Origin of the sequence: Catellatospora sp. IY07-71 (assembly GCF_018326265.1) — a bacterium.
Taxonomy (GTDB): domain Bacteria; phylum Actinomycetota; class Actinomycetes; order Mycobacteriales; family Micromonosporaceae; genus Catellatospora.
Genome location: NZ_AP023360.1, coordinates 6,252,394 through 6,277,430 on the forward strand (window position 1 = coordinate 6,252,394; position 25,037 = coordinate 6,277,430).

Below are 25,037 nucleotides of genomic sequence, written 5' to 3' on the forward strand. Positions count from 1 at the left end.
GATCTTCTCGCATCGTCCGGCACGGGCGGTCCGCGCACCCGAGGGCGGCCCGCGGAGACATGCTCCGCGGGCCGCCCGGCTCGGTGTTCGGTTACCTGCGTTCCTCGCAGCGGATGATGACGCGCTGCCCCGGCTGGACCTTGCTGCCCGCGTTGGGGAACTGCCGCGTCACCCGGTACCGGTTCTTGTCGTCGCCGTCGCGGACGCCCCGGACCTCGACGCGCAGGCCCATCCCGGCGAGGTGGTTCTCCGCGTCGCCGCAGTTCCAGTTGCGCACCTCGGGCATCGGCTGCTCGCTGCCCGGGGGCTGGACGGAGCGGTTGTTGCTGACCTGGAGCTTCACCGTGTTGCCGCGTTCCGCGCCGGTGCCGGTGGCCGGGTCCTGCTTGACCACGGTCTCGTACGCCTTGTCGGAGTCGACGTACTCCACCGACACCTTCAGGCCCAGGTTCTCCAGCTCGTTGCGTGCGTCGCGCAGCTGCTTGCCCTCGACGAACGGAATGGTGATCGGCGCCTTGCCCTTGCTGACGATGACCTTGATCTCGGACTCCGGCTCGATCGGCTCGCCCGCCTTCGGGTCCGTCTCGATCACGGTGCCCTTCGGGACCAGGTCGTCGAAGCGCTCCCCCGCCTTGACCGGCTTGAGCCGCAGCGGCTCGGCCTTCAGGTCGACGAGGGCGAGGTCGTAGGGCTTGCCGGTGACGTCGGGGACCTGGCGGCTCTCCGGCCCGGCCGACAGGGTCAGCGTGACCGTGTCGCCGGATGACACGTTGTCGCCGGGCGCCGGGTCCTGCAGCAGCACCACGTCCTTGGCCACGTTCTCGCGATACTGCGGCGCGGCGAACTCGACCTCCAGGCCGAGGTCCTCCAGCGCGGCGACGGCCTGCTCCTTGGGCAGGTTCATCACCTGGGGCATGTCGTCGTAGCGGCCGGAGAACAGCCACCAGCCGCCGGTCAGCACCAGCAGCGCGAGCACCACCGCGCCCGCGATCAGGCGCATCCGCCCGCGCGGGTCGGCCATGAGCCGCTGGTAGTGCAGCCGGGCCTGGTCGAGCAGCGCCGCGACGCCGCCCTCGGCGGCCGCCTCCCGCCGCGACCGCGACTCGGGCTGGTCGGCACCGGGCAGCCGCGCCCACGACGGCCGCTGCGGCGGGGCCACCTGGCCGACGATCATCGTCTCCTCGGCCAGCGGCTGCGAGTGGTACGGCCGGGTCTGCGCCGGAGGCCGCATGACCTGGGTGGCGGCGCTGACCGTGAGCGTCTCCCGGGCCGCCTGGACGGCCTGCAGCAGCGGGCCGGCGTCCATGAAACGGGCCGCCGGATTGCGCCGGGTGGCCGAGGCCACCAGGTCGTCCAGCACCGGCGGCACGCCGGGCGCCAGCCGCGACGGAGCGGGCACGTCCTGCTGGACGTGCGCCCAGGCCACCTCGGCCGGGCGGGCGCCCTCGTAGGGCACGCGGCCGGTGAGCATCTCGAACAGCACGATGCCCGCGCTGTACACGTCGCCACGCTGATCGGAGCGGCCCTCGGCGACCTGCTCCGGGCAGACGTACGCGGCGGTCACCGCAGGCTGCCCGCCGCCGGCCTCGATCGCGCGGACCAGGCCCAGGTCGGCCACCTTCACGACCGCGTCGAGGAGGCTGTGGCCGCCGCTCGGCGAGTCGGCGACCAGGATGTTCTCCGGCCGCACATCACGGTGCACCAGCCCCGCGCGGTGCGCCGCGGCCAGCGCCGACAGCACCTGCTCGGCGATCGCGACCGCCTCCAGCGGGGCGAGCCGGCCCCGCTCGGCCAGGACCTCGCGCAGCGTGCGGCCGCGTACGTGCTCCAGGACGAGGTAGGGCAGGCCGTTGTGCATGCCCTGACCCAGCCAGACGACCGCGTTCGGGTGGGTCAGCCGGGCCAGGTTGGTGACCTCGTCGGCGAAGCGGTTCAGATGGAACGGCTGCCCCGGGTGCTCGGGCTGCAGCACCTTGAGCGCGACCGTACGGCGCAGGCGCTCGTCGACCGCGAGGTAGGTGCTCGCCATACCGTCGCGGGCCACGCGCTCGCGCACGTGATAGCGCCCGTCGACGAGCGAACCGAGGAGCGGATCGCCGACCTGAGTGTCCATGGCAGCGCAGTCTAGGGCAGCGGGCGCGACAACCGGAGACTCCGGTGCCGAGATGATCTCACTTTGCGGCGGTAACCGCCCACCGCGTCCCGTTCGCGCAGGTGGGGAGCGGGACCGGCCGGATTCGCACCGGCGTCCTCCAGATTGACGTCGGGCGCGACGACTTCTGCGCTACGGCCCCGCTCGCCGCGAGTCTAGGCGAGCGGGGCCGTGGCGTGGTGCTCAGAGGCCGGAGTGCACCGCCGACATGAGGGTGCCGCCCGCGGTGTCCCCGGACATCTCCCAGATCATGCCGCCGAGCAGGCCCTTCTGCTTGAGCCAGGCCGTCTTCTGGCCGATCGACCAGGCGTCGTCGAAGCTCCACCACTGCCCGCCGGGGCCGGTGTAGCAGTAGCTGGAGACCGACTGGGTGTCGTGGTACACCGTGCAGCCGGGCACGCCCGACAGCAGGTTGGCATACCCGCGGGTGCCCGCCTCCTCCGCGAACTGGCCGGGGGCGGCGCCGGTGGCGGACTGCCACTCGCCGTTGACCCCGCCCGCGGTGACGCCCTGCCAGCCGCGTCCGTAGAAGGCCAGCCCGATGGTGAGCTTGCGCGGGCTGACCCCGGCGTCCAGGTACGTCTGGATCGCCTTGTCGACGCTGAACTCGAACGGGTACGGGTCCTGCGCGTCGCGGTACAGGTTGGCCTGGTGGCCGGCGCGGTTCGGCTCCCACGAGTTGTCCGACCCGGCGCCGTGGAAGTCGTACCCCTGGACGTTGGCGAAGTCCATGTAGTTGAAGACGCCGTTCGGGCCGATGTCCCACCCGGCGGCGACCTTGGCGGGGTCGGCCGGGGTGAACGCGGTGATCAGGTAGCGCTTGCCGGTGGTCACCGTCAGTGCGTCGAGCTGGCGGCGGAACTCGGCGGTCAGCGCCGTGTTGTTGGCCTTGTCGGCCGGGCTGACGTGGTTGCCGGGGTGGCCCTCGGCGCCGGGCCACTCCCAGTCCAGGTCGATGCCGTCGAAGATGTTCGCGGCGCTGCCCGGCCCGCCGGCCGCGTTGTAGGTGGGCAGGTTGCCCTTGATGTAGATGTCGATGCAGGAGCGCACGAACTTCTCCCGCGACGCGGCGGTGGCCGCCACGTCGGAGAAGAACTTGGAGTACGTCCAGCCGCCGATCGAGATCAGCACCTTCAGGTGCGGGTGCTTGGCCTTGAGCTTGCGCAGCTGGTTGAAGTTGCCGCGCAGCGGCTCCCAGCCGGTGTCGGCGACCCCGTCCACCGACTGCGCGGCCGAGAACGGACGGCCGTAGTCGGCGTCGGCGTCCCCGGCGCCGGTGCCCTGGTCGGGGTCCTGCGGGTTGCTGGTGGTGCCCCGGGTGACGCCCTGCAGGCAGGTCAGGTTGACCGGGTCGATGTTGGCGAAGGCGTAGTTGAGGTGGGTCAGCTTCGCCGCGGCCCCGCTGGTGTCGAGGTTGCGCACGAAGTACTGCCGGCCGTAGATGCCCCACTGGACGAAGTAGCCGACCTTGGCGTAGTTGCCGGCCCCGATGACGTCGTCGGTGGTGACGGTGACGGCGTTGCTCGTGGCGGAGGCGTTGTCGTAGGTGTCGCGCGCCTTGACCGTGAACGTGTACGCGGTCATCGGCGACAGCCCGCTCACCACCGCGGACAGCCCGGTGACACTGGCCCGCAGGGTGGTGCCGGTGTAGACGTCGTACCCGGCGATGCCGTTGGCGTCGGTGGCGGCGTTCCAGGCCAGGGTGACCGTGGTCGAGCTCTTGGCGGTGGAGCGCAGGTTGCCGGGCACGGTGGGCGGTGTGGTGTCATTGGCGGGATTGAGCGTGGTCGCCGAGACCGTGCCGCTGGCTGCGGACAAATTGCCGCGGGTGTCGCGGGCACGGACCGCGAACGTGTAGCCGGTGTTCGGGGTCAGCCCCGTGACGACCGCGCTCGCGGTGGTGCTGGTGGCCACGACGGTGCTGCCGGACAGCACGTCGTAACCGGCGATCGGGAAGTCGGTCGCCACCGAGGCGGTCCAGGACAGCGACACCGTGCGGGTGGTGCGGCCGGTGACGGCCAGGCCGGTGGGCGTGCCCGGGGCGCGGTCGGCGCTGCCGTCGCACTTGTTGCCGTTGATCCGGCAGTTGAGCGGCGCCGCCCCGGACCCGTACGCGATGAACCAGGGGCTGTACGGCTCGGTGTTCGCGCCGGCCGCGACGGTGCCGTTGTAGTGGGCGTTGACGACGGTGACGTGCGAGCCGGACTGGCTGGCCGTCCCGTTGTAGAAGTTGCTCATCGTGACCCCGGCGGGCAGGTCGAACTCCAGGGTCCAGCCGGTGATCGCCGCCCCGGTGGGGTTGGCGACGACGAACTTGTCCATGAACCACGAGCCGTTGTTCGTACTCGAGAACGTCGCGGTGAGCCCGGGGGCCGCCGCCGCCGCGGTGGGCACCGCGACTGCGCCGAGGACTCCGAGGGCGACGGCGAGCATGGCGGCAAGGGAGCGGATCTTGCGCATGTGCCCTCCCGTTATTAGGAAACTTTCCTAATACTGAGTACGCACCCGCGCGGCCGTCAACAATCCATTTAGATTTAACTATAATTTGAGGTCAGAGAGCGCTTTCGCGGACGGCGGCAGGCCGGGGCAGCTCAGTTCACCCGGACCAGCATCTGGTCGACCGGGGCGTAGTCGTCGGTGAGCACGGCCGCGTCCCCGATGAACTCGCGCAGCCGCTCGCCGTGCACCAACTCCGGCACCTCGGGCAGGAGCGGCAGGCGGGCGCCGATCGACGGCAGCGGCAGCGGCCGGGCGGAGGCGACGATGACGAAGTTGTCGCCCGCGCGGCCGGCCACGGCGTCCCCGGGCGCGATCAGCGCCACGTGCGGGAACACCGACGCGACCGTGGCCAGCTCCGCGCGGATGAAGCGCAGCGGCGGGCCGTCGATCACGTTCTGCACGTAGATGCCGCCGTCCCGGGTCACCCGTCGCACCTGCGCCATCATCTCGCGGGTGGTCAGGTGCCACGGCACGGCCAGGTCGCCGAACGCGTCGCCGACGACCAGGTCGGCGGAGCCGTCGGGCTGCCCGGCGAGCAGCAGACGCGCGTCGCCGACCACCGCCCGCAGCGCCGGGCCGGTGCGCAGGCCCAGCTCGCGCTGCGCGAGGCCCACCAGGCCGCCGTCGATCTCGAACACGATGCTGCGGCTGCCCGGCCGGGTCGCCGCCAGGTATCGCGGCATCGTGAAGCCGCCGCCGCCCAGGTGCACCGCGTCGACCGCCGCGCCGGGGGCGGCGACCACGTCCGCCGCGACCCCGAACCACTGGATGTAGCCGTATTCCAGGCGGGTCGGGTCGGCGAGGTCCACGTAGGAGTGCTCGGCGGCGTTGAGGTGCAGCACCCGCCCCGTCGGCCGCCGCGGATCCGTGGTGACCTTCGCGCAGTGGTACGCCGTCTCGACGTCGCACGGGTCCGGCGCGGTGATCGACAGCCCCGCCCCGGCGGCGAGCAGCGTGACGGCGAGCGCGCGGGTCGGGAGCGTCGTGGTCAGCGTGGTGTTCCCGCGCCGCAGGTAGCCGTGCAGGGCCAGGCCGGAGACGCCGAGCAGGACGGCGAGCCCGATCATGATGGCGCTGGTGGGCAGCGCGGCGACCAGCACGAACCCGGTGACCAGGGTGGCGGTGACGGCGCCGAGCGTGCCCACGCCGGACAGCCGCCCGACCACCCGGCCCGTCCGGTCCAGATCGCCCAGCTGCAGCTTCACCACCATCGGGGGCACCGCCGACAGCAGCAAGATCGGCACGAACACGGTCAGCGCGGTCAGCGCCATGATCATGGAGACGGAGGTGCCCCGCAGCGCCTCGCCCAGCCAGCGGATCAGCGGCAGCGTCACCGCCGTGGCCAGCCCCGCCGCCATCAGCAGCGGCGCGAGCAGGCGGCGCGGGTCGCGGCGGTCGGCGTGCCAGCCGCCCAGCCAGGCCCCGTACGCGATGGCGCCGAGCGACATGCCGATGACCGCACTGGTCACCTGCAGGCTCAACCCGAGATACGGCGCGACCAGGCGCAGCGACACCGTCTCCAGCACCAGCACCGCACCACTGACCGCGAACGTGAGCACGAGGGCGAGCCGATCGGGCAGCCGGCCCGCAGCAGGAGGAGCTTCCGTCACCGTCGCGATGATACGGCCCACCCACCCCGTCCCCGCCCACGCCGCTCCCGCCGGTCAGGGCGGTCGCCTTCGCCGCGAAGATCGCCGTCTCGTGTCAAGATCTGCGCTCCCACCACACTTTCCGACACCAGATCGCGATCATCCACCCAGAGCGACCGGGAACTCCGGCAGCCGGACGCTGGGCCGAGGACGGGGCGACGGCGGCCGATACCATGCCGCCATGAGCGGGCCGGTCTTCATCAGCTTCAGCCGCGAGCACGACGCCGCCTACGTCACCCGCCTGGCCGGCCACCTCGCCGCCGCCGGGGTCTACACCGTCCACGACGGCCAGCAGATGAGCGACAGCCGCTGGGACTTCTACACCCGTCAGCAGATCGACTCCTGCGCGGCGGTGCTGCTGGTGATGACCCCGGAGGCGAACGGCTCACCCTGGGTGGCCCGCGAGCTGAGCCGGGCCCATGAGCAGCGCAAACCGGTGGTGGCGCTCCTCCTTCGCGGCGTGCCCTTCAAGGGCGTCACCGAATTCGCGACCGTCACCGAAGGCGCCATGCCCGGCCCCGACCTGGCGACCCGCCTGCACAAGGCCGCCGGCCTGCCCCACGAGCCGGTTCACCCTGACGAGCCGAGCCGGCCCGACGAGCCGGTCCAACCCCATGAACCGGTCCGGCCCGAGGTGGCGGCGTGGGTGCCGCTGCGCGGCGGGGCGCTCGCGCACGCGGTGGGCATCGAGGTGCGCGGCGGCCTGTTCATCCCGGTCCTGGCGAGCGGATCGAGGGTCCCCTGCGCCCGCAGGGAGGTCTTCACCACCGCCCAGGACGGCCAGCCCAGCATCAAGGTCACCGTCTACCAGGGCACCGGTGCCGTGACCGCCGAAAACCAGCTGATCGGCGCATACGACCTGCTGGTCTCCCCCGCGCCGAGCGGCGTGCCCGCGATCGACGTGACGTTCCAGGTGGACGAGCGGGGCCGCTTCACACTGCTGGCCCACGATGCCGACGGCCGGGACGTCCCGGTGGTGCTCCTCTTGGACGGCGGCCCGCACGGCCGCTGACCGGTGTCCACCGCATCGCATCGACAGGCTTGACAGGAGCCCGGCAACCGACGAATCTCGGCGGGAGAGCGCTCTCTGCACCACCGCGACGTGGATCAGCCCCCCGCGCCGCGCCTTCCCATCCGTCCGACAGGGAGTCTTCATGCCTACCCTCGTGCGGTCCGTGGCTCGCACCCGCGGTCCCGCCCACCTCCTCGCCGTCGCAGCGGCCATGGTGCTGCTGCTCGCCGGCTACGTCGTCACGCTCAGCGGATCCGGCGCGCAGGCCGCCGACCCGCTGATCACGCCGAACTGCGGCGCCTCCGCGTCGTCCAGCGAGAACGGGGGCACCGCCCCGTCGCTGGCGTTCGACGGCAACCCGGGCACCCGCTGGTCCAGCGCCTTCGGCGACCCGCAGTGGATCCAGGTCGACCTGTGCGCGACCGCCGCCATCAGCCAGATCGTGCTCAACTGGGAGGCCGCCTCGGCGCGCGCCTTCCAGATCCAGGTCGCGGGCAGCGCCGCCGGGCCGTGGACCACCGTCTACAGCACCACCACCAGCACCGGCGGGGTGCAGACCCTGACCGTCAGCGGCACCGGCCGGTATGTACGGATGTACGGCACCGCGCGCAACACCGCCTACGGCTACTCGCTGTGGGAGTTCAGCGTGTACGGCGTCATCGGCGGCACCGGCGGCTGCGGCACGGCCAACGCCGCGCTGAACCGCCCCGCGACGGCGTCGTCGGCCGAAAGCGCCACCATGGGCGCGGCGGCCGCCTTCGACGGCAACCCGGGCACCCGCTGGTCCAGCGCGTTCAGCGACCCGCAGTGGATCCAGGTCGACCTGGGCACCGCGCAGCCGGTCTGCCAGGTCGTGCTGACCTGGGAGACCGCCTCGGCCCGCGCGTTCGCGCTGCAGGTGTCCAACAGCGCCACCGGCCCGTGGACGAACATCTACTCGACCACGACCGGCACCGGCGGCACCCAGACGCTCAACGTCACCGGCAACGGCCGCTACGTCCGGATGAACGGCACCGCCCGCAACACCGCCTACGGCTACTCGCTGTTCGAGTTCGCGGTCCGGCTGGGCAGCGGCGCGACCAGCCCGAGCCCGGTGCCGCCGAGCAGTTCACCCTCGCCCAACCCCGATCCGGGCGGCTTCTGGGGCGACACCAGCACCATCCCGCCCGCGCAGAACGTGGTCATGCTCAAGATCCTCAACCGGACCAACGGGCGCTACCCCGACAGCCAGGTCTACTGGAGCTACAACGGCGTCACCAGGTCCATCGCCGAGCAGCCGTACTTCGACATGCCGGCGAACACGGCCGGGCGCATGTACTTCCACCTCGGCTCGCCCACCGGCCAGTACTGGGACTTCATCGAGTTCACGGTCGGCGCAGGGGTGTTCAACGGCAACACCACGCGGGTCGACGCGTTCGGGCTCAAGCTGGCCATACGCCTGCACGCGCGCGACGGCTACGACGCGGCGGTCGGTGAGGACTACGCCACGTTCGCCGAGGACCGGGCGGTGACGTTCCAGCGCTTCGTCAACGCGATGCCGGCCGAGTTCAAGCACCTCGGCCAGGTGCAGGCGCCGTACCGGATCCCGACGCCGGGCAGCGACCCCGCGTTCCGGGCCGGCGGCCAGTACGCGAACTACCTGAGCACCTACGCCGCGTCGGTCGGGGTGACCGCGAGCACGTCGGACATCACCGGATGCGCGGGCGTGCTGGCCAACGACCCGGCGATGTGCTCGGCGCTCAACCGGCACGTGGCGCACCTGCCGCAGTCGCAGTGGTCCACGCCGAGCCTGTACTACCAGGCCGCGCCGGCGAACTACTACTCGAAGTTCTGGCACGACAACGCGATCGGCAAGCTGGCGTACGGGTTCCCGTACGACGACTACGCCGACCAGTCCTCGTTCATCTCCCACGGCAACCCGCAGTGGCTGCTGGTGGCCGTCGGCTGGTGACGTGCAGCGGGGCGCGGCACACCGCCGCGCCCCGCCCCGCTCAGGCGGGCAGGGTCGACAGCCACTCCGCCGGGTCGAGGGTGCCGGGGCGGCGGCCCTCGCGGGCGAAGCGCTCGGCCCACCGGCGGGCGTTCTCGTTGTACGGCGCGGGCATCCCGTGCAGCCGTGCGACCAGCACGATCTCCCCGCTGAGGTAGTCGGCCTCGATGTGCCCGGTGCCCCGGTGCAGGCTCTGCCAGGACGAGCCGCCGCCGCGTGAGCCGTCGGTGACGACCTTGAGGATGTCGGACCGCCGCTCGTCGTCCTCGTCGGCCGGGGTGTACGCGATCCCTGCCGCGTCCAGCACCGCCTCGGCCTCCAGGCGTACCCGCTGGAAGATCTCCTTGGTGCGCTCGGCCCGGCCGCACACCGCGTCGACCGCGTTGCCGACGTTGCGCAGCAGCTTGCCGTACTTCCACCGCATGATGTCCGGGCGCGGCTCGCTGCGGTAGCCCGCGTCGCGGAACGCCGCGGCGACCCGCTCGGCGAGCGGGTCCGTCCCGGACGGGTAGCGGCCGATGTCGAGCAGGCCGGGCACCGGGTGGCAGTCCGCGCGCACCACGCCCGCGGTGAGGTGGGTGGTCGGCGACATGACGCACACGCCGTAGACGTGCTCGAACACGCGCAGCGCCTGTCGCTCGTTGTCGACGCCGTTCTGCAGGCTGACGACGGGCGTGCCCGGCGGGGCGCAGGCGGCCAGGTCCGCGAGCGCGGCCCGGGTGTCCTGGCTCTTGACGGCGAGCAGCACCACGTCGCCGTCGCGCCACTCGATCCCGGCGGGCCCGGCCACGGCCGGGACGTGCATGGTGCGGGCGCCCGTGCCGGTCTCCAGGGTCAGGCCGCGCTCGCGGATCGCGGACAGGTGCGCGCCGCGGGCTACCAGCACGACGGGATGCCCGGACAGGTGCAGGTGGGCGCCGAGCACGCCGCCGACGGCCCCGGCGCCGTGGACGATGAAACGCATCCGGCCAAGGTACCGCCCGGCACCGGGCATCCACCTCCGTCGCATCGAGACACACGGTTGACTGAGCCCGCGCCGGGGTCTACGGTCAGCACTCGGGGAAGCGCTTTCCAAGCGCAGACCCCCAGGTCGTCCACGCGCCCTACGCGGACGGCCTGGTTGCCCGTGCCGTCGCCCAACGGCATGGTCCATCCCACCCCTGGAGGCACCCTGTGGGCGTCCACTCCTTACCCCGGCCACGCTCGTGGCCGCTGATCGCGATCGCGGGCCTCGCCCTGGCCCTCACCTTCGGCGCCGTCGTGCTCAGCCAGAACGCGTTCGCCGCCACGGTCTTCAGCGACACGTTCGAGGACGGCAACACCGACGGCTGGTCCAAGTCGGGCGGTGAATGGACGGTCGGCACCGACGGCAGCCGCGTGCTGACCCAGACCAAGACCAGCACCGACAACGCCCGGCAGTTCGCCGGGTCGACCGGCTGGACCGACTACTCGGTCACCGCCCGGGTCAAGCCGCTGAGCCTCGGCTCCGGCGGGCACGTCGGCCTGCTGGCCCGCTCCACCGGCGCCACCGTCTACTACCGCCTCGCGCTGCGGCCCGGCAACTCGGTGCAGTTGCAGGCGGTCAACGGCAGCACCGTCACCGTGCTGGGCTCGGTCACCCGGACCGTGTCCGCCGGCACCTGGTACACCCTCGGCATCGAGACCTCGGGCAGCACCATCCGGGGCCTGGTCGACGGCGCCGTGATCGCGAGCGCGACCAGCTCCGCGATCGGCAACGGCCGGATCGGCCTGCAGACGGCATACAGCAGCGCCTCGTTCGACGACGTCGCCGTGGTCACCGGCGGCACGCCGACCCCGACCACCCCGGCCCCGACCACGTCGGCATCGGCGAGCCCGCGCCCGTCGGCGTCGCGTACCCCCGGACCCTCGCCCTCGGTGAGCCCGCCGCCCACCGGCTGGCCCACGCCCTCGGGCAGCGCGCCGGTCGACAACGGCACGATCCAGGTCAGCGGCGTCTTCGACGGCGGCATGAAGCGCTACTGCTGCATCGGCGACGGTGGGCAGGGCGAGAGCCAGGACCCGGTCTTCGAGCTGGCGCCCGGCGCGACCATCAAGAACGTGATCCTCGGCGCCCCGGCCGGTGACGGCATCCACTGCCTCGGCAACTGCACCATCCAGAACGTCTGGTGGGAGGACGTCGGCGAGGACGCGGCGACGTTCCTCGGCGGTTCGGACTACTACGTGATCGGCGGCGGCGCCCGGAAGGCCTCGGACAAGATCTTCCAGCACAACGGGCCCGGCACCGTGCACATCAGCGGGTTCTACGCCGAGGACTTCGGCAAGCTGTACCGCGCCTGCGGCAACTGCAGCTCGTCGTACCAGCGGCACGTGGTCATCGACAACGTGCGGGTCACCGACGGCGACTCGATCGCCGGCATCAACATCAACTGGGGTGACACGGCCCGGTTCACCCGGATCACGGTGATCAGCGATCCGAGCATCGTGATCTGCGACAAGTACCACGGGGTGCCCAAGGGCAGCGAGCCGACCCACGTCGGCAGCGGCGCGGACGGCGTGAACTGCTTCTACTCCCCGAGCGACATCACGTACCAGTAAGAGCCCAGCTCACCAGACCAGGCTCCGCTCCCCGACCACCAGCGGGGAGCGGAGCCTCCTGCCGTCCAGGGTCCACATCGCTTTCCCGCCGCTCGCCGCCGACGGCACAGCCCGCGGCGCCGCCCGACTTGCCAGGCAACTGGGCGAATGAGCGCCCAAGATACGTACATCTGCCAGGCAAGTCGGACGATCTTGGCGACCGCGAAGGCGCACGTGGCCCGCCTGCTGGCCAAGCTCGGCGCCCGCGACCGCATCCAGCTCGTGATCACCGCGTACGAGCTCGGCCTGGTGCAGCCTTCGCGCTGACTGCCGGCGAGAGGTGTGACACGGCCGGGCCGGATGGCGCTGTTGAGGGTGGGGCGGGTGTCGCACCCACCCGCCCCGCATCGCCCGGTCCCGTGGTGCGGCCCGGTTCCTGATCCAGGCACGCCCGCCGCCTCGATACCGGCGGCGCGTGCCAGGCACCGGTCGGCAGGGGGTGCCGCCACACCACGGGACCGGGCGCATCCTGCGGAATCACCCGCCGAAAAGGCCGGGCCTGCCGATACCCGGCTATGCATCCGACAACGGGCGCTCGTCGACGACCTGGACGAGCTTGCCGGTGCGCGGGTTGGTCACCAGCCCGTCGCGGGCCACCCACTCCACCCGGAGGTGGTGGATGGCACCGGCCTCGGCCTCGGCCGGATACAGCGGGCGGGCCGCGTAGACGGCTTCGATCAGGCGCTCGGTCAGCCCGGCGGGCGGACCGTCCAGGCTCGCCAGCCGGAGGACGAGGCCGTTCCTGCCGTCCCAGCGGCGCATGACCAGCTGCATCCCGGTGATGATCCGGTCAGGGTCGGCCGAGATGAGCACCTCCCGGATGTCCTCGGTGGGCATGGACACCGCCCCGAGCCGGGCGCCCTCGCCGGAGCGGCCCATCAGGCGGAAGCGCTGCCGCTGCGGATCCACCCACTCGGCGCGGTCTCCCGCCGGGTACCGGATGATGGGCATCAGCGTGCGGAAGAGGTTCGTGACGAGGACCCGGCCGGCCACCCCGGGCTCGGTGATCGGCTCGCCGGTCGCGTCGTCGACGATCTCCACCAGCGTCCGGTGGGGGAACGCTTCGTGTACCCGCACGTCCTCGCCCGGCACGGGGCCGCCGACGAGACCGGCGTCGACCGACGCGTAGCCGAGGGAGGCGACGGCCGCCTTGGGAAACGCCCGGGACAGCAGCGGCCGCAGGTCGTTGAAGAGGATGTCGCCGGCGAAGAGGACCAGCTCGATGCCCTCGGCCGAGTATCGGCTCCGCACGATGTGCTCGGCCAGCGACGCCAGCTTCATCGGCTCGCTGGCGATCACATCGACCCCGAAGTCCTCGATGAGCTGGACGATGTACTCGTTCGGCGCTCCACCGACGGGCAGCCGCACGTTGTCGACCGGCGCGTGGTGCAGCGCGCCCTCGATGTAGAGGAAGCCGCCGTAGAGTTCACCGGCCCGGAACAGGTTCGCCACCCGGTGCCCCGGGCGCAGGCCGGCCTGGACCATGCCGGCGCCGAACGCCGTCAGCGAGTCGGCGTGCTCGGTGCGCGTCCACGGCGAGAACTTGGGCGCGCCGGTCGTGCCACCGGACTTGTACACGCCCGCATCCGTCAGCGGCCCCGTCAGCAGCCTGTTGTCCGGCCAGCGGTTGGCCGCCCAGAACGCCGACTGGTCCACGATCGGCAGCTGCGTGAGGTGGGTGACGGTCGGCGGCACGTCGCGGTAGAGCTCGGCGTAGAACGGCGAGTTGCGGCGGGCGAAGTTCACGAGGTCGGCGAGGGATTTGGCCGGCATGGTGTTCCCCTTCGGGCTGCTCAGCTGGAGGTGGCGAAGAAGATGGTGTTGCCACGGAAGACGGCGATGACCTCCCCGGTATGGCGGGTGACGGTCACGTCGTAGACACCGCTGCGGCCGTGCCGCTCGACCTGCACCGCCTCGGCGACGAGCTGGTCGCCGACAGCGGCGGCCCGCAGGAACGAGATCTGCGCGCTGTGCGCGACCGCCAGGGCGCCCTGGCTGTTGCAGGCGTACGCGAAGGCGGCGTCGGCGAGCAGGAACAGGTAACCGCCGTGCACGGTGCCGTGCAGGTTGGCCATCTGGGCGGTGGCCGGCATGCGCAGCCTCGCCCGGCCGGCGCCCACCTGTTCCAGCTCGATGCCGAGGGCTTCGCAGGTCGGGTCCACGACGGCGGTCATGCGGCCCCGATCCAGGTGCGGGCCAGGGTCTGGATGCGCTCGCCGGTGCGGTCGGCGAGCTTCTCGCGGAGGTAGCCGTCGGCCCAGGCGCTGGTCGCCACGCGAAACGGCGGATCTTCGGCGGTCAGGGTGCGCACCACGGTCTCGGCCACCTCGGGTGCCTCCTGCCCGGCTGCCGCCCAGCCCTGGCTGACCACCCAGTCGAAGTACGCCGCGAACGTCGGCGCGTACGCACCGGAGGCGGCCTGGATGGTCCTGCGGTTGATGTCGGGGAACACGCCGAAGCGGGTGCCGAGCACGAATCCGGGCACGATGACAGAGACCCTGACGCCGTGGGCGGCGGCGACGGGCGCCAGGCTCTCCATGAAGCCCTCGACGGCGAACTTGGCCGCGCAGTAGGCCTCGTTGAAGGGCTGTCCCACGACGCCGTGGACGCTGCCGATGGTCACCAGGCGGCCACCGGCGGCCCGCAGCAGCGGCATCGCGACGCGGCTGAGCGCGATGACGCCGAAGAAGTTCACCTCCATGTTGGCGCGCAGGTCGTCCATGGTGGACATCTCCATCGTCGGGTCGAAGTTGGAGATGCCGGCGTTGTTGACCACCGCGTCGAGCCGCCCGTGCCGCTGGACCACCGCGTCGACGCACCCGGCGATGGAGTCGGCGTCGGTGACGTCGAGGCGGTGCACCTCGACCGTGACCCCGGCCGTGTCGGCGGCCTCCAGCAGGGGCTGCGCGCGGGCGGGTTCGCGCATGGTGGCGATGACGGTGTACCCGGCTCGGGCGGCGGCGACCGCGGTGGCCAGGCCGATACCCGACGAGGTGCCGGTGATGAGGACCGTCTTCACGACGCGCTCTCCGCCAGCTCGGCCACCGGCTCGGCCGCCGCGGCCGCACGATCGCGGTCGGCCTGGTCCAGCAGCTGCTGGACACCGATCGCCCAGAGGAAGGAGAACGCCGCCAGGATCGTGCCGCCGGCCATCGTCCACCGTGCCGCGTCGAGCACGCCCAGGGGCGCGGTGAGCACGCTGACCGACAGGCCGCCGACCAGCGCGGCCAGCGGGATGACGCCCCAGGTCAGGGTCCGGAACGCGGCGTGCATGGTGCCCTGGTGCGCGGCGCTCATGCGGGACTGGCGGATCGGGGCGCTGCAGACGTTGATGCAGGACATGAAGAAGCCGTAGCAGCTCATCGTCACGGCGATCACCGGGCCGGGCGGCAGCGCCGGGGTGGTGAGGACCCCGAGTCCGACCAGGCAGTGCAGTAGCAGGGCCCAGGCCAGGGTCCGCCCCGCGCCCAGTCTGCCGGCCACCTTCGGCGCGACGACGGCGCCCAGCAGCGCCCCCACCGCGGCGACGGACATGGCCGCGCCGAACGCCGCGACCGACATCCCGAGCCCCTGGTAGGCCAGGATCGGCAGCACGGTGACGAAGACGGGGCCGCCCGAGTTCAGCGTGATCGCCGCGAGGCAGACCCGGCGCAGGACGGGGTCAGCCCAGTTGAGGCGGAAGCCCAGCGTCAGCCGCGACCACACCGACCCTTCCTGCGTCGTCCTGACGCCCCACGGCCGCATGTAGCGGAAGCAGGTCGCCGAGACCAGGTAGCTGGCGGCGTCGACGAGCAGCGCGGCGACGCCGAGGGCGCTGTAGAGCCCTGCGGCGATCGACGGTCCGGCCACCTCGGACACCGAGCGCGTCCCCTCCAGCCGGGAATAGGCCCGGACGAGCTGCTCCTGCTCCATGGCCGCGGGCACGGCCACGAGGGCGCCGACGTTGAAGAAGATCGTCGCGCCGCTGATGGCCGCGACGCAGAGGAACAGCAGCGGCGTGGACAGCACGCCGAGCCAGTACGCCACCGGGATGGCGGCGATCGCGGCGAGGCGGATGAGATCGCACGCGATCATGGTCAGCCGCTTGTCCCAGCGGTCGACGAGGACGCCGGCGATCGGCCCGATCAGCGGGATGCCCAGATACTGCGCCATCGCCACGACGCCGACCTCGAAGGCCGACGACTGCAGCGCGAAGATCATGACGGCGGGCACCACGAGGGTCGTGATCCGGTCGCCGACGGTGCTGACGGCGTGCCCGGCCCAGAACAGGTTGAACTGGCGTCCCAGCGCCTGCGGCAGCCTCACTGCTGTTCCCGCAGGACGAAGCCGGCGGTCTTGCCGGTGCGCTCATTGGTGATCAGCGAGTCGGTGATCCGCACCTGGAACGACTGCGGATCGTGCAGGAACGCGGTGCTGAGGGTGAACGTCGACGCGAGCAGGTCCTGGCGCAGCCGCTGGGCCCCCTGCTCGCCGAAGCCGCCGGCGGCCAGCAGCAGCAGCTCCACGGTGGCCGCCCGGCCGCGCTGCTCGGTGATGACGACCTGCGCCCGCGACACGCCGGGCTCCCGCTCAGCCCGGGCGATGACGTCGTCGACGTGCAGGCCCAGCCCGCGTACCTGGACGACGCTGTCGCGACGGCCCAGGACCCGCATCACGCGGCCGCCGCCGCAGGGGCAGTCGGCGAACTCACCGGCGTCGCCGGTCTGGTAGCGCAGCACCGGGTTGAGCATCTCCGGATTGAGCGTGGTGAAGTCGAGCAGCTCGTCGTCGCCGACGTGGACCAGCTGCTCGGGCAGGGTGTGGAAGGAGTCGGCCGGGCACCGCGGCGAGTTGGTCCCGACGACCCAGGTCTCGGTGCTGCCGAACATCCCCCAGCGCTGTGCGTGGGGGGCCACCTCGGCGATGTCCTCGTCCAGTGCGCTGTGCCAGGCTTCGCCGAGCCACAGCACCTTGCGCAGGTGGGGCAGCTTGCGGCCGGCCGAACGGGCGTTGGCGAACCACAGGCGCAGGACGCTGGGCGTGCCGCCGATCGCGGTCACCTGGCGCGCGTCGAAGAACGACAGCCAGTCGGCGTACTCGTCGGCGGTCACCGAGCCCAGCGCGATGACCTGCGAACCGGCCAGGTCGGCGTAAGCGGCGGCGAGGAAGTGGGCACCCCACATCCGGCCCGCGCCCCAGGCGTTGACGAACACGTCGTCGCGGTCGAGGGCTTTCCAGTGATCCCACACGCCCTGCATGTAGAAGCCGGTGGGCGCGTACCCGACCTTCGGCGCTCCGGTGCTGCCCCCGCTCTGGAACAGCCACGTGGCGCCCTGCTGCGCTTTCGGCCGCAGGTGGGCCAGGGCGACGTTGAGGTCGTCCTTGCGCAGCGGCGGCACGGCGGCCACGTCGTCGAGGGTGAGCAGCTTGTCGTGTCCGGCGTAGCGCGGCGCCAGGGCGGGCACCGTCTTCAGCAGCGCCAGCGAGCGCTGGGCGACGGGCAGGCGTGGCTCGGCGGCCGGCGGCGCCAGCGAGAAGGAGGTCATGAGGTCGCCTTTCCGAGGTTCGCCGGGTTGAAGGAGAGCGCGCCGCCGGACGCCAGCCACCGCCGGTGCCCCGCGCGGTATGCCGTGAAGCGTGCGCGGATCATGTCGTGTTGCAGCGTCCGGTCAGGGTCGTCGAAGTCCGGTGCGATCACGCCGTCGGGCTCCAGTTCGGAGAACCAGAAGCGCTCGCCGTCGTGCAGGAAGTCGATGCAGAAGAACGGGATCGGCAGCCTGCGGGCGAAGTACGCGGTCGCCTCGGCCAGCTCCGGCGGCACGGGCGGGAAGTCCATCACGCCGCCGCGGCTGGCGTTGGAGACGGGCGAGCCCGCCTCGGGGGTACGCCGCAGCACGTAGGGATACGCCTGGCCGTCGATGACGTAGACCCGGTAGTCGACGGTGCCGTCACCGAGGTAGGGCTGGATCACCAGGGTGGTGTCGCCGCCCTGCGCCAGCGTCGCCAGGCCGCGGATGTCCTCGGCGCTGCGGGCCAGGTTGACCCCGCCGCCGCCGCACCAGCCCGCCGGTTTCACGATCGCCGGGTAGGTCAGCTTCTCCAGCGCGACCTCGTAGCCGTACTTGCCGGTGTCGCGGCCGGTGCCGATCCGGACGGTGGGGATCGGCGGGATCGGCGAGCCGGCGAAGTAGAGCAGGGTGGCCAGCTTGTCGTTGGCGATGGGCGACAGCCCCGGCGGGAACGGCAGGTAGAAGCCGAGCTGTTCGAGGACCGCGTAGAGGGCGTACTGGTTGAAGATGTCCATCGACTGGTACGGCAGTGAGTACAGCGCCGTGATGAACAGGGTGTCCGCAGGGCTGACCTGCTCGCCCTCGTGGAACACCCGGGGGCTGCCGCTGTCCAGTCCGTCGACGGTGACGGCGTCGGCCGCGTGCCGGCACCAGGTCAGCCCGAGTTCGTCGGCGACCTGCGCGTAGGCGTCCCAGAAGAACGGGTGCCACGCGGCCTGCGCCTTGGTCGACTCCCGGTCGGGGAAGACCCAGCACAGGCGGCGCAGCGTGCCGTCCCGGTCGTACCCGGAGGTGGGGGTGCTCATGGTCATCCCCGCAGCAGCGAGGAGAACTTGGTGCGCAGCTCCCGCTTGAGCACCTTGCCGGTCGGTCCCAGCGGGTAGTCCTCCGCGGTGGCGGCGATGGTGACGGCGGCCAGCGGGTGCAGTCCGCGGCCCGACAGCTCCTTGTTGGCGCGTTCGAGGATCGCCTCGGGCGCCCGCTCCGGCGCGTCCGCCTGCAGCTGCACGACCGCGATCGGCTCCTGCGCGATGCCGTCGCGGGCCGTCACGCCCACCACCACGCCGTCGCGGACGATGTCGGCGCAGTCGGCCAGCAGGACCTCCTCCAGTTCGAGGCTGTAGACCGGTCCCGAGGCGGTGTCGATGACGTCGACGGTGCGGTCGAGATGGTAGAAGTCACCGTCCGCGTTCCGGCGTGCCACGTCGCCGGTGAGCCACCAGCCGTCGAGCTGGAAGCTCTCGGTCAGCCGGTCGGCGTTCCAGTAGCCGGGGGTCAGCGACGGCGACTTCACCGCCAGCAGCCCGGCGGTCCCGTCGGGGACCTCGTTGCCGTCCTCGTCGAGCACCGCGGCGGTGCAGACCTCGGTCGGCCTGCCGACGCACCGGTCGTTGCGCGGCGTCTCGGGGGTGAACAACCCGCCGAACAGGGCCATGCCCATCTCCGACGAGCCCAGCCCGTCGATGTACCGGGACCCCGGCAGCGGCTGCTCGTCGGCCGCCTCGGACGGCAGCAGCCACGGTTTGATCAGCCCGGCCGGGCGCTGGCCGAGGGTCACCAGGCGCCGGATGTGCCCGTAGTGGGCGGCGTCGGCGGTGTTGAACCACGAGTGCACCCTGGCCGCGCCCTTGACGGGCAGGTCGCCGGTGGCCAGTTCGACGTAGGTGCGCGGGAAGGAGGCGAGCATGGTCGGCTGGAACGCCTCCATCACCGGCTCGACCGTGACCCGCCGCCAGTCGCCCATGATGACCGTCGGCAGCCCGAGCAGCGTCGCGGTGAGGAAGTAGCTCAGGCCGCCGGCGTGGGTGTGCGGCATGAGCGACATCAGCCTGTCGTACGGCTCCGCCGGGAAGCGGACCATGCGGGGCTGCTTGCCGTTCCAGAACGACCGGTGGCCCAGCATCGTCGACTTCGGCGTGCCGGTGGTGCCCGAGGAGTGGATGAGCGCCACGATGTCGTCGTCGGCGTGCCGGTACGGGTACTGCTCCGGCAGCGGCGCCGCCGCGGCGTCGAAGGCCGCGACCTCGGCGGCCAGCGCGATGAAGCGCGGGCGCTGCTGCGGGTCGCGCCGGTAGGCGCTGAGCAGCCGCGTGGTGTCGTCGGCGACCACACCGACCACGCCCACGTGGTTCAGGTAGCGGACCATCACGTCGATCCGCATCGCGTCGTTGACCAGCGCCGGGATCGCGCCCAGCGCGTTGAGCGCCATGAAGTGCACCAGCGGCTGCAGGCCGTCCGCGACGACGATCGCGACCGGCTCTCCCGGGCGTACGCCGTTGGCGTGGTACCACTTGGCGTACCGGTCCCGCATCGCGACGAGGTCACGCAGGCTGTGCCCGCGCAGCACCACGGCGCCCCGGTGATCGGTGTGGTGGGTGAAGGCGTAGGGGACGTCGCGGTGGGGGTTCAGCGCGGCGGCGTACTCGAGGAAATTGCCCGCGCCGAGTCCCGGCTCGGTCATGAACCGCTCGCGGACGGCCAGCGGTGCGATGGGGCTGTTGTCGCTCACAGTGTTCTCCTCTTCCAGGGGCAGGGGTCAGCGTGGTGCGAGGATCTCGGCGGCGGCGCGGCGCCCGGAGCGGATCGCGCCCTCCATGAGCCCGAAGTACTCGGTGCTCGTCTCCGCGCCCGCCCAGTGGACGCGTCCGTGCGGGGCCGTCAGGTGCGGGCCGAGCTGCCGCCAGTCGCCGGGCCCGAACAGCGCCGCGTAGCAGCCTCGGCTGTACCGCTCCGAGACCCAGTCGCTCACGTGGAAACCGGCCGGCTCCGGCAGGCCGGGGAAGACCGATGCCGCCTGGGCGACGGCTTCGCGCCGCTGCTCGGCCGGCGGCAGCGCGGCATACCGGGTGGCCTCGTGTCCCGTGACGAAGCCGGTCAGGACGCCGGCCCGCCCGCAGGCGGGGGTGTCGTCCACCGTCGACAGCAGCGGCCCGGCCGCGTTGACCGACCAGCCCGACAGGCCCTGCTCCCGCCACAGCGGCGCGGGGTAGACCAGATGCACCTTCACCGCACGGCCCGGCGCCGTTCGCGCGGTCGTGCGCCGCACCGGCGCGGCGTCGCGGAACAGGATCTCGTCGGCGAGCGCAGGTGGCACGGCCACCACGACCGCGTCGCAGGGGTGGCTCGCGCCCGCGCAGTGGACCGTCGCCGAGCGGCCGTCCTGATCGATGGCGCGCACCGGGGTGTTCAGGTGGACGGCCCCCGGGCCGAGGCCGTCGGCCAGGCGCCGGCACAGCTGCTGCGCTCCGCCGTCGATCCGGCTGTCCTGCGCTCCGCCCTCGAACGCGTTGAGGTAGCCCAGGCCGCCGCCGCTGCTCAGGTAGAAGGCCATGTGCAGCACGGAGACGTCGGCCGGGTCGGCGGCCATCATCTCGCCGAGGAACAGCGGGAAGAAGGCAAGGGCGTCGGGATGGGTCAGGTAACGCTGCGCCCAGGTCGCGGCCGTTTCGCCGTCGGCGATGTCCGACCGCCAGGGCGCGTCCCGGTCCACGCGCTCGACCAGCTCGTCGAGGCGGTCGAACAGGTCGCCGAGGGCCACCGCGTTCAGTGGCGGGAACCGTCCCTCGCGGGTGACCCCGCCCTGGCCGAGGACGAAGCGGCTGTGGCCCTCCATCGTGGTCCGCACCGTCTTCAGGCCGAGGTCGGCGATCATCTTCGCCAGGTCGGTGTGGCGCTCGCCGAGGTAGGCGGCACCGGCGTCGATCCACGCTCCCGGTGCCACCTCGATGCCGTGCGTGCGGCCGCCGACGCGGTCTCGCGCTTCGAGCACGGTCACCTCGACGCCGGCCAGGCTCAGCTCGGTCGCGGCCGTCAAGCCCGCCAGACCGGCCCCGACCACGACGACCCGGCTCATCGCCGGCTCGCTATACGTTCGGCGAGCGCGGCCGGGGTGGGCGCAGCGGCGAAGTCGTCGAACGACAGCTCAACGCCGTAGTCGCGGGCCACCGCACTGAGAACGCGAGTGGCCAGCAGCGAGTCACCGCCCAGTGTGAAGAAGTCGGACTCGGCCCGGACATCGCGGACCCGCAGTACGCGGCCGAAGATCTCCGAGACGCCCTGGACGCTCATGACAGGTGCCTCCTCATGAATTCGCGGTCGATCTTGCCGCTGGCCGTGTAGTGAAGTTCCTCGACGATCGACATCCGGCTGGGTATGAGGTGCCGGGGCACCCGGCTGTCCAGGAACTCGCGCAGCTCGGCTTCCAGGGCGGCCGGGTCGGCGTGCGGCCGTGGCACCACGAACGCGGCGAGCGCCACGTGGTCGGCGACGGTCACCCCGGCCACCGCGACGGCCGCCACCGACGGATGGGCGGCCAGGTGCGTCTCGACCTCGGCCGGGTTGACCCGGATACCACGGATCTTGATCTCCTGGTCGAGCCTGCCGTAGTGGATCAGCCTGCCGTCCGGTTCGGCCTCCACCCGGTCGCCGGTGCGGAAGAACCGGACCCCGCCGACGGTCATGAAACGCTGCTCGGTCGCCTCCGGCAGGCCGCGGTAGCCCAGCGCCAGGCAGGGCCCGCCGACGGTCAGCTCGCCGTGCTCGCTGACGTGCTGCAGGACGTGCGGCAGCGGCCAGCCGATCGGCACCTGGGTGTGCGCGCCCGGCAGGTCCTTGGCCCGCGGTCCGTGCAGGTCGCCCGCGTGCGTGATGAGCGTGGTCTCGGTGCAGCCGTACGTGTTGAGCAGCCTGATGTGCGCGGTGTCCAGCGCGGCCCAGTCGGCCAGCCGCGCCGGGCTGGCCGCCTCTCCCCCGATGATGACCAGGCGCAGGTCGGGCGGCAGCGCGAAGCGGTCCTCCACCAGGTAGTGCACGAGTTCGTGCCAGAACGCCGTCGGCAGGTCCAGGATCGTGATCCGCTGGCGCTCGACCGACCGCAGGAACCGGGGAAACGATCCGGTGTGGGCTTCGTCGTTCATCACCAGGCAGGCCCCGACGGTCAGCGTCGGGAGGATCTCCTCGAAGCAGGTGTCCCAGTTCAGCGAGGCGAACTGCAGGACCCGGTCGTCGACCGTGAGGTCGAAGAGGTCACGCAGGGAGGCGATCGTCGTGGCGATCGCGCGCCTGGGGGTGACCACCGGCTTGGGCTGCCCGGTGGAGCCCGAGGTGAACAGGATGTACGCGGGCCGCTCAGCGTCGATCACGGCGAGCGGCCGGTGCGAGGCGCGGGTGTCGGCGGTGTGCCAGGGCACGTCGGCGGGGTCGAACACGGTCCGGCAGCCGGCCGCGGTGAGCATCGCCTGCCGCCGCTGGGCCGGAAACGCCGGATCGACCGGGCAGTAGGTCCCCCCGGCGGCCCATACGCCCAGCATCGTGGCGATCGTGCCCGGCGAGTGGGTCGCCGGCACGCCCACGGTGCCGGGGCTGGGCCCGACCAGGTCCGCCACCGCCCACACGGCCTGCGCCAGATCCGCGTAGCGGATCGCGCGTCCGTTGTGGACGATCGCGAGCCGCTCCGGATGCGCCGCGGCGACGCCGGCGAACGCCTCGATCAGACTCAAGTGCACCTCCCACCCCGCAGGATCAGGAGGCGATCGTCACAATGACCGCTGTAGATCCGCCACAGATTCGATGGGGATCCGCCATGCGTTCAGTTCTTCGGCACAGCGCCGGGCGAAGCGGTGCACCACGTCATGGAACCGGTAGCAGTCCGACCCGGCCTCGACGATGAGGTCGGCCGCGACCAGCTCGTCGAACAGGCGCCGGATCTGGCTCAGCCGGTCGTCGGCGGCGGACCTGCCCAGCCGGAAGGACGGCTCGTCGATCAGCCCCAGATGGACGAACAGGTGTGCGGCCGCCGGGCTGAGCATCCGGTACGCCCCGGCCAGGGCGGTGTGCACGCTGCGCTGGTCGCCGTCGAGGACGAACCCGTCACCCTGCTGCCAGAGCTCGTCGGCGAAGGAGGCGATGGACTGGCCGGGCCGGGCCGCCAGCAGCGCGGCGACCGACCGGATCGCCAGCGGCCAGCCGCCACACCACGTGATCACACGGGCCAGCGCCCGATCGGCCAGGCGCTGGGCGCCCACGACTCGGGCCAGCAGGTCGTAGGCGTCCTGCGCGCTGAGCGGGCCGATCGGCAGCGCCTGCACCGCATGGTGCGCCGCCAGCGCGGGCAGGCGCCACCGGCTGATCGCCACCAGGCAGCTCGACGGCCGCGGGGGGATCAGCGGCAGGATCTGCTCCACGGAGGCGGCGTCATCGGCGATGACCAGCATCTGCCGCCCGCTGAGCAGCGTGCGGTACAGCGCCGCCCGGCCGTCCAGCGTCGGCGGCACCTCGGCGGGCGGCGTCCCGAGCGCCGCCAGCGCCGCCGCCAGCGCGTCCTCCGGCACCGTCTGAGCACCGTGCAGGTCCAGATAAATCTGGCCGCCGGGGAAACGGGCGGCGCTCAGATGCGCCCAGCGCACCACCAGCGCGGTCTTTCCGAGCCCGCCCGCGCCCGATACGAAGAGCACCTGCGGTTCGTCGCACTCGGTCTCCACCGCTCGGGTGAGGACGGACAGCTCCCGGGCCCGGCCGGTGAAGTGGCCGACGCTCGGCGGAAGCTGGGCCGGTATCAGGTCGCCGCGCCGTGGCGGCCCGGCCGCGGACGGCGCGTAGGTGTTCTCCTCGCGAAGGATGGACGCATGCAGGTTGCGCAGCTCCGCGCACGGGTCGCTGCCCAGCTCCTCGACGAGCCGGTCCTGCAGCGCCTGGTACGCCCGCAGCGCGTCGGCCCGGCGGTGGCACCGGTCCAGCGCTGTCATCAGCTGCCCGGCCAGGCGTTCCCGCAGCGGATGGGCGGCCACCGCCGCACCCAGCTCGCCGACCACCCCCGCATGGTTGCCGGCGTCCAGTTCGGCGGCGAACCGCTCCTCCAGCAGCGCGATCCGCAGCTCGCCCAGGCGCGCTCGGTCCACCTCGACGCCGGGCGCATCGACCCCGTCCAGCGCCTCACCGCGCCACACGGCCAGCGCCTCCCGGAGCCAGCGCGCGATCTCGCCGGGCGACTCGGCCAGGCGCGCCTGCCGCGCCAGCTCCTGGGACCGGTCCGCGTCCACCAGGCAGGCCGCCGGATCGAGCAGGTAGCCGGGATGCCGGGTCAGCAGGGCCTCGCCCACCTTGCGGCGCAGCGAGGAGACCAGGCCCTGGACCCGCGACCTGGGTGACGCCGGAGGATGCTCGCCCCACAGGCAGTCGATGATCCTGGTCGTGGAGACGACCGTGCCCTTGGTGAGCGCGAGGATGACGACCAGGTTGCGCTCCAGCGGCGACAGCGCGACGGTCTCGCCCGGCACTCGGACCTCGACCGGCCCCAGCAGATCGACCTCCAGCATCTGTCCACCCGTCCCGTTCGCGTCGTTGCGATGTGATC

Annotated in this window: 18 protein-coding genes and 1 pseudogene; 4 read left to right on the plus strand and 15 right to left on the minus strand. The window is 72.2% G+C overall.

Annotated features, from left to right (window positions below; genetic code table 11):
• Positions 1 to 91 precede the first annotated feature (91 nt).
• The 3 genes from pknB to CS0771_RS27870 all read right to left on the minus strand — a co-directional run bounded on the left by pknB (position 92) and on the right by CS0771_RS27870 (position 6,261).
• Positions 92 to 2,113 (minus strand): Stk1 family PASTA domain-containing Ser/Thr kinase, encoded by a 2,022-nt coding sequence (gene pknB / locus CS0771_RS27860; RefSeq protein ID WP_212843764.1) that lies wholly within the window; start codon positions 2,111 to 2,113, stop codon positions 92 to 94.
• A gap of 222 nt (positions 2,114 to 2,335) precedes the next feature.
• On the minus strand, positions 2,336 to 4,612 hold the full coding sequence (locus CS0771_RS27865; RefSeq protein ID WP_212843765.1) for a glycosyl hydrolase family 18 protein: 2,277 nt from the start codon (positions 4,610 to 4,612) through the stop codon (positions 2,336 to 2,338).
• Positions 4,613 to 4,743: 131 nt separating this feature from the next.
• Complete coding sequence (locus CS0771_RS27870) at positions 4,744 to 6,261, minus strand: fused MFS/spermidine synthase (protein ID WP_244871074.1); 1,518 nt, start codon at positions 6,259 to 6,261, stop codon at positions 4,744 to 4,746.
• Between the two features lie 220 nt (positions 6,262 to 6,481).
• Here CS0771_RS27870 and CS0771_RS27875 point away from each other — a divergent pair, with 220 nt between their 5' ends.
• Together CS0771_RS27875 and CS0771_RS27880 are read left to right on the plus strand one after the other, a co-directional pair.
• A complete protein-coding gene (locus CS0771_RS27875) occupies positions 6,482 to 7,312 on the plus strand; it encodes a toll/interleukin-1 receptor domain-containing protein (RefSeq protein ID WP_212843767.1) in 831 nt (276 codons plus the stop codon).
• 142 nt (positions 7,313 to 7,454) lie between these two features.
• Positions 7,455 to 9,263: a discoidin domain-containing protein gene (locus tag CS0771_RS27880; protein ID WP_212843768.1), complete on the plus strand. Its 1,809-nt coding sequence runs from the start codon at positions 7,455 to 7,457 to the stop codon at positions 9,261 to 9,263.
• A gap of 40 nt (positions 9,264 to 9,303) precedes the next feature.
• Here CS0771_RS27880 and CS0771_RS27885 read toward each other — a convergent pair whose 3' ends face one another.
• A complete protein-coding gene (locus tag CS0771_RS27885) occupies positions 9,304 to 10,266 on the minus strand; it encodes a ketopantoate reductase family protein (protein WP_212843769.1) in 963 nt (320 codons plus the stop codon).
• A gap of 209 nt (positions 10,267 to 10,475) precedes the next feature.
• Between CS0771_RS27885 and CS0771_RS27890 the strand changes: the two genes are divergently transcribed.
• Both CS0771_RS27890 and CS0771_RS39515 read left to right on the plus strand, forming a co-directional pair.
• Positions 10,476 to 11,879, plus strand: a complete 1,404-nt coding sequence (locus tag CS0771_RS27890; RefSeq protein WP_244871075.1) for a pectate lyase — start codon at positions 10,476 to 10,478, stop codon at positions 11,877 to 11,879.
• A 192-nt stretch (positions 11,880 to 12,071) separates the two neighbouring features.
• Positions 12,072 to 12,185 (plus strand): annotated as a pseudogene (locus CS0771_RS39515) (DNA-binding response regulator); the annotation flags it as partial.
• 246 nt (positions 12,186 to 12,431) lie between these two features.
• Here the strand turns inward: CS0771_RS39515 and CS0771_RS27900 are convergent.
• The 11 genes from CS0771_RS27900 to CS0771_RS27950 are packed head-to-tail and all read right to left on the minus strand — an operon-like array spanning position 12,432 to position 24,999.
• On the minus strand, positions 12,432 to 13,691 hold the full coding sequence (locus CS0771_RS27900) for a phenylacetate--CoA ligase family protein (RefSeq protein ID WP_212843771.1): 1,260 nt from the start codon (positions 13,689 to 13,691) through the stop codon (positions 12,432 to 12,434).
• 20 nt (positions 13,692 to 13,711) lie between these two features.
• Complete coding sequence (paaI, locus tag CS0771_RS27905; protein WP_212843772.1) at positions 13,712 to 14,092, minus strand: hydroxyphenylacetyl-CoA thioesterase PaaI; 381 nt, start codon at positions 14,090 to 14,092, stop codon at positions 13,712 to 13,714.
• Complete coding sequence (locus CS0771_RS27910; RefSeq protein ID WP_212843773.1) at positions 14,089 to 14,937, minus strand: SDR family NAD(P)-dependent oxidoreductase; 849 nt, start codon at positions 14,935 to 14,937, stop codon at positions 14,089 to 14,091. The genes paaI and CS0771_RS27910 overlap by 4 nt, the downstream gene beginning before the upstream one ends.
• Complete coding sequence (locus tag CS0771_RS27915; RefSeq protein ID WP_212843774.1) at positions 14,934 to 16,223, minus strand: MFS transporter; 1,290 nt, start codon at positions 16,221 to 16,223, stop codon at positions 14,934 to 14,936. Before CS0771_RS27915 ends, CS0771_RS27910 begins: the two co-directional genes overlap by 4 nt.
• Positions 16,220 to 17,443 (minus strand): AMP-binding protein, encoded by a 1,224-nt coding sequence (locus CS0771_RS27920; RefSeq protein WP_212843775.1) that lies wholly within the window; start codon positions 17,441 to 17,443, stop codon positions 16,220 to 16,222. Before CS0771_RS27920 ends, CS0771_RS27915 begins: the two co-directional genes overlap by 4 nt.
• The gene (locus CS0771_RS27925; protein WP_212843776.1) at positions 17,440 to 18,492 is read right to left on the minus strand and encodes a RimK family alpha-L-glutamate ligase; all 1,053 of its coding nucleotides are present in this window, start codon (positions 18,490 to 18,492) and stop codon (positions 17,440 to 17,442) included. The genes CS0771_RS27920 and CS0771_RS27925 overlap by 4 nt, the downstream gene beginning before the upstream one ends.
• Before the next feature lie 2 nt (positions 18,493 to 18,494).
• The gene (locus tag CS0771_RS27930) at positions 18,495 to 20,195 is read right to left on the minus strand and encodes a class I adenylate-forming enzyme family protein (RefSeq protein ID WP_212843777.1); all 1,701 of its coding nucleotides are present in this window, start codon (positions 20,193 to 20,195) and stop codon (positions 18,495 to 18,497) included.
• A gap of 27 nt (positions 20,196 to 20,222) precedes the next feature.
• Positions 20,223 to 21,539, minus strand: a complete 1,317-nt coding sequence (locus CS0771_RS27935) for an NAD(P)/FAD-dependent oxidoreductase (protein WP_212843778.1) — start codon at positions 21,537 to 21,539, stop codon at positions 20,223 to 20,225.
• Positions 21,536 to 21,754 carry a phosphopantetheine-binding protein gene (locus CS0771_RS27940; RefSeq protein ID WP_212843779.1) on the minus strand — a complete coding sequence of 73 codons (219 nt, stop codon included), beginning with the start codon at positions 21,752 to 21,754 and terminating at the stop codon, positions 21,536 to 21,538. The genes CS0771_RS27935 and CS0771_RS27940 overlap by 4 nt, the downstream gene beginning before the upstream one ends.
• Positions 21,751 to 23,184 (minus strand): AMP-binding protein, encoded by a 1,434-nt coding sequence (locus CS0771_RS27945; RefSeq protein ID WP_212843780.1) that lies wholly within the window; start codon positions 23,182 to 23,184, stop codon positions 21,751 to 21,753. The genes CS0771_RS27940 and CS0771_RS27945 overlap by 4 nt, the downstream gene beginning before the upstream one ends.
• A 36-nt stretch (positions 23,185 to 23,220) precedes the next feature.
• On the minus strand, positions 23,221 to 24,999 hold the full coding sequence (locus tag CS0771_RS27950) for a BTAD domain-containing putative transcriptional regulator (RefSeq protein WP_212843781.1): 1,779 nt from the start codon (positions 24,997 to 24,999) through the stop codon (positions 23,221 to 23,223).
• Positions 25,000 to 25,037 lie beyond the last annotated feature (38 nt).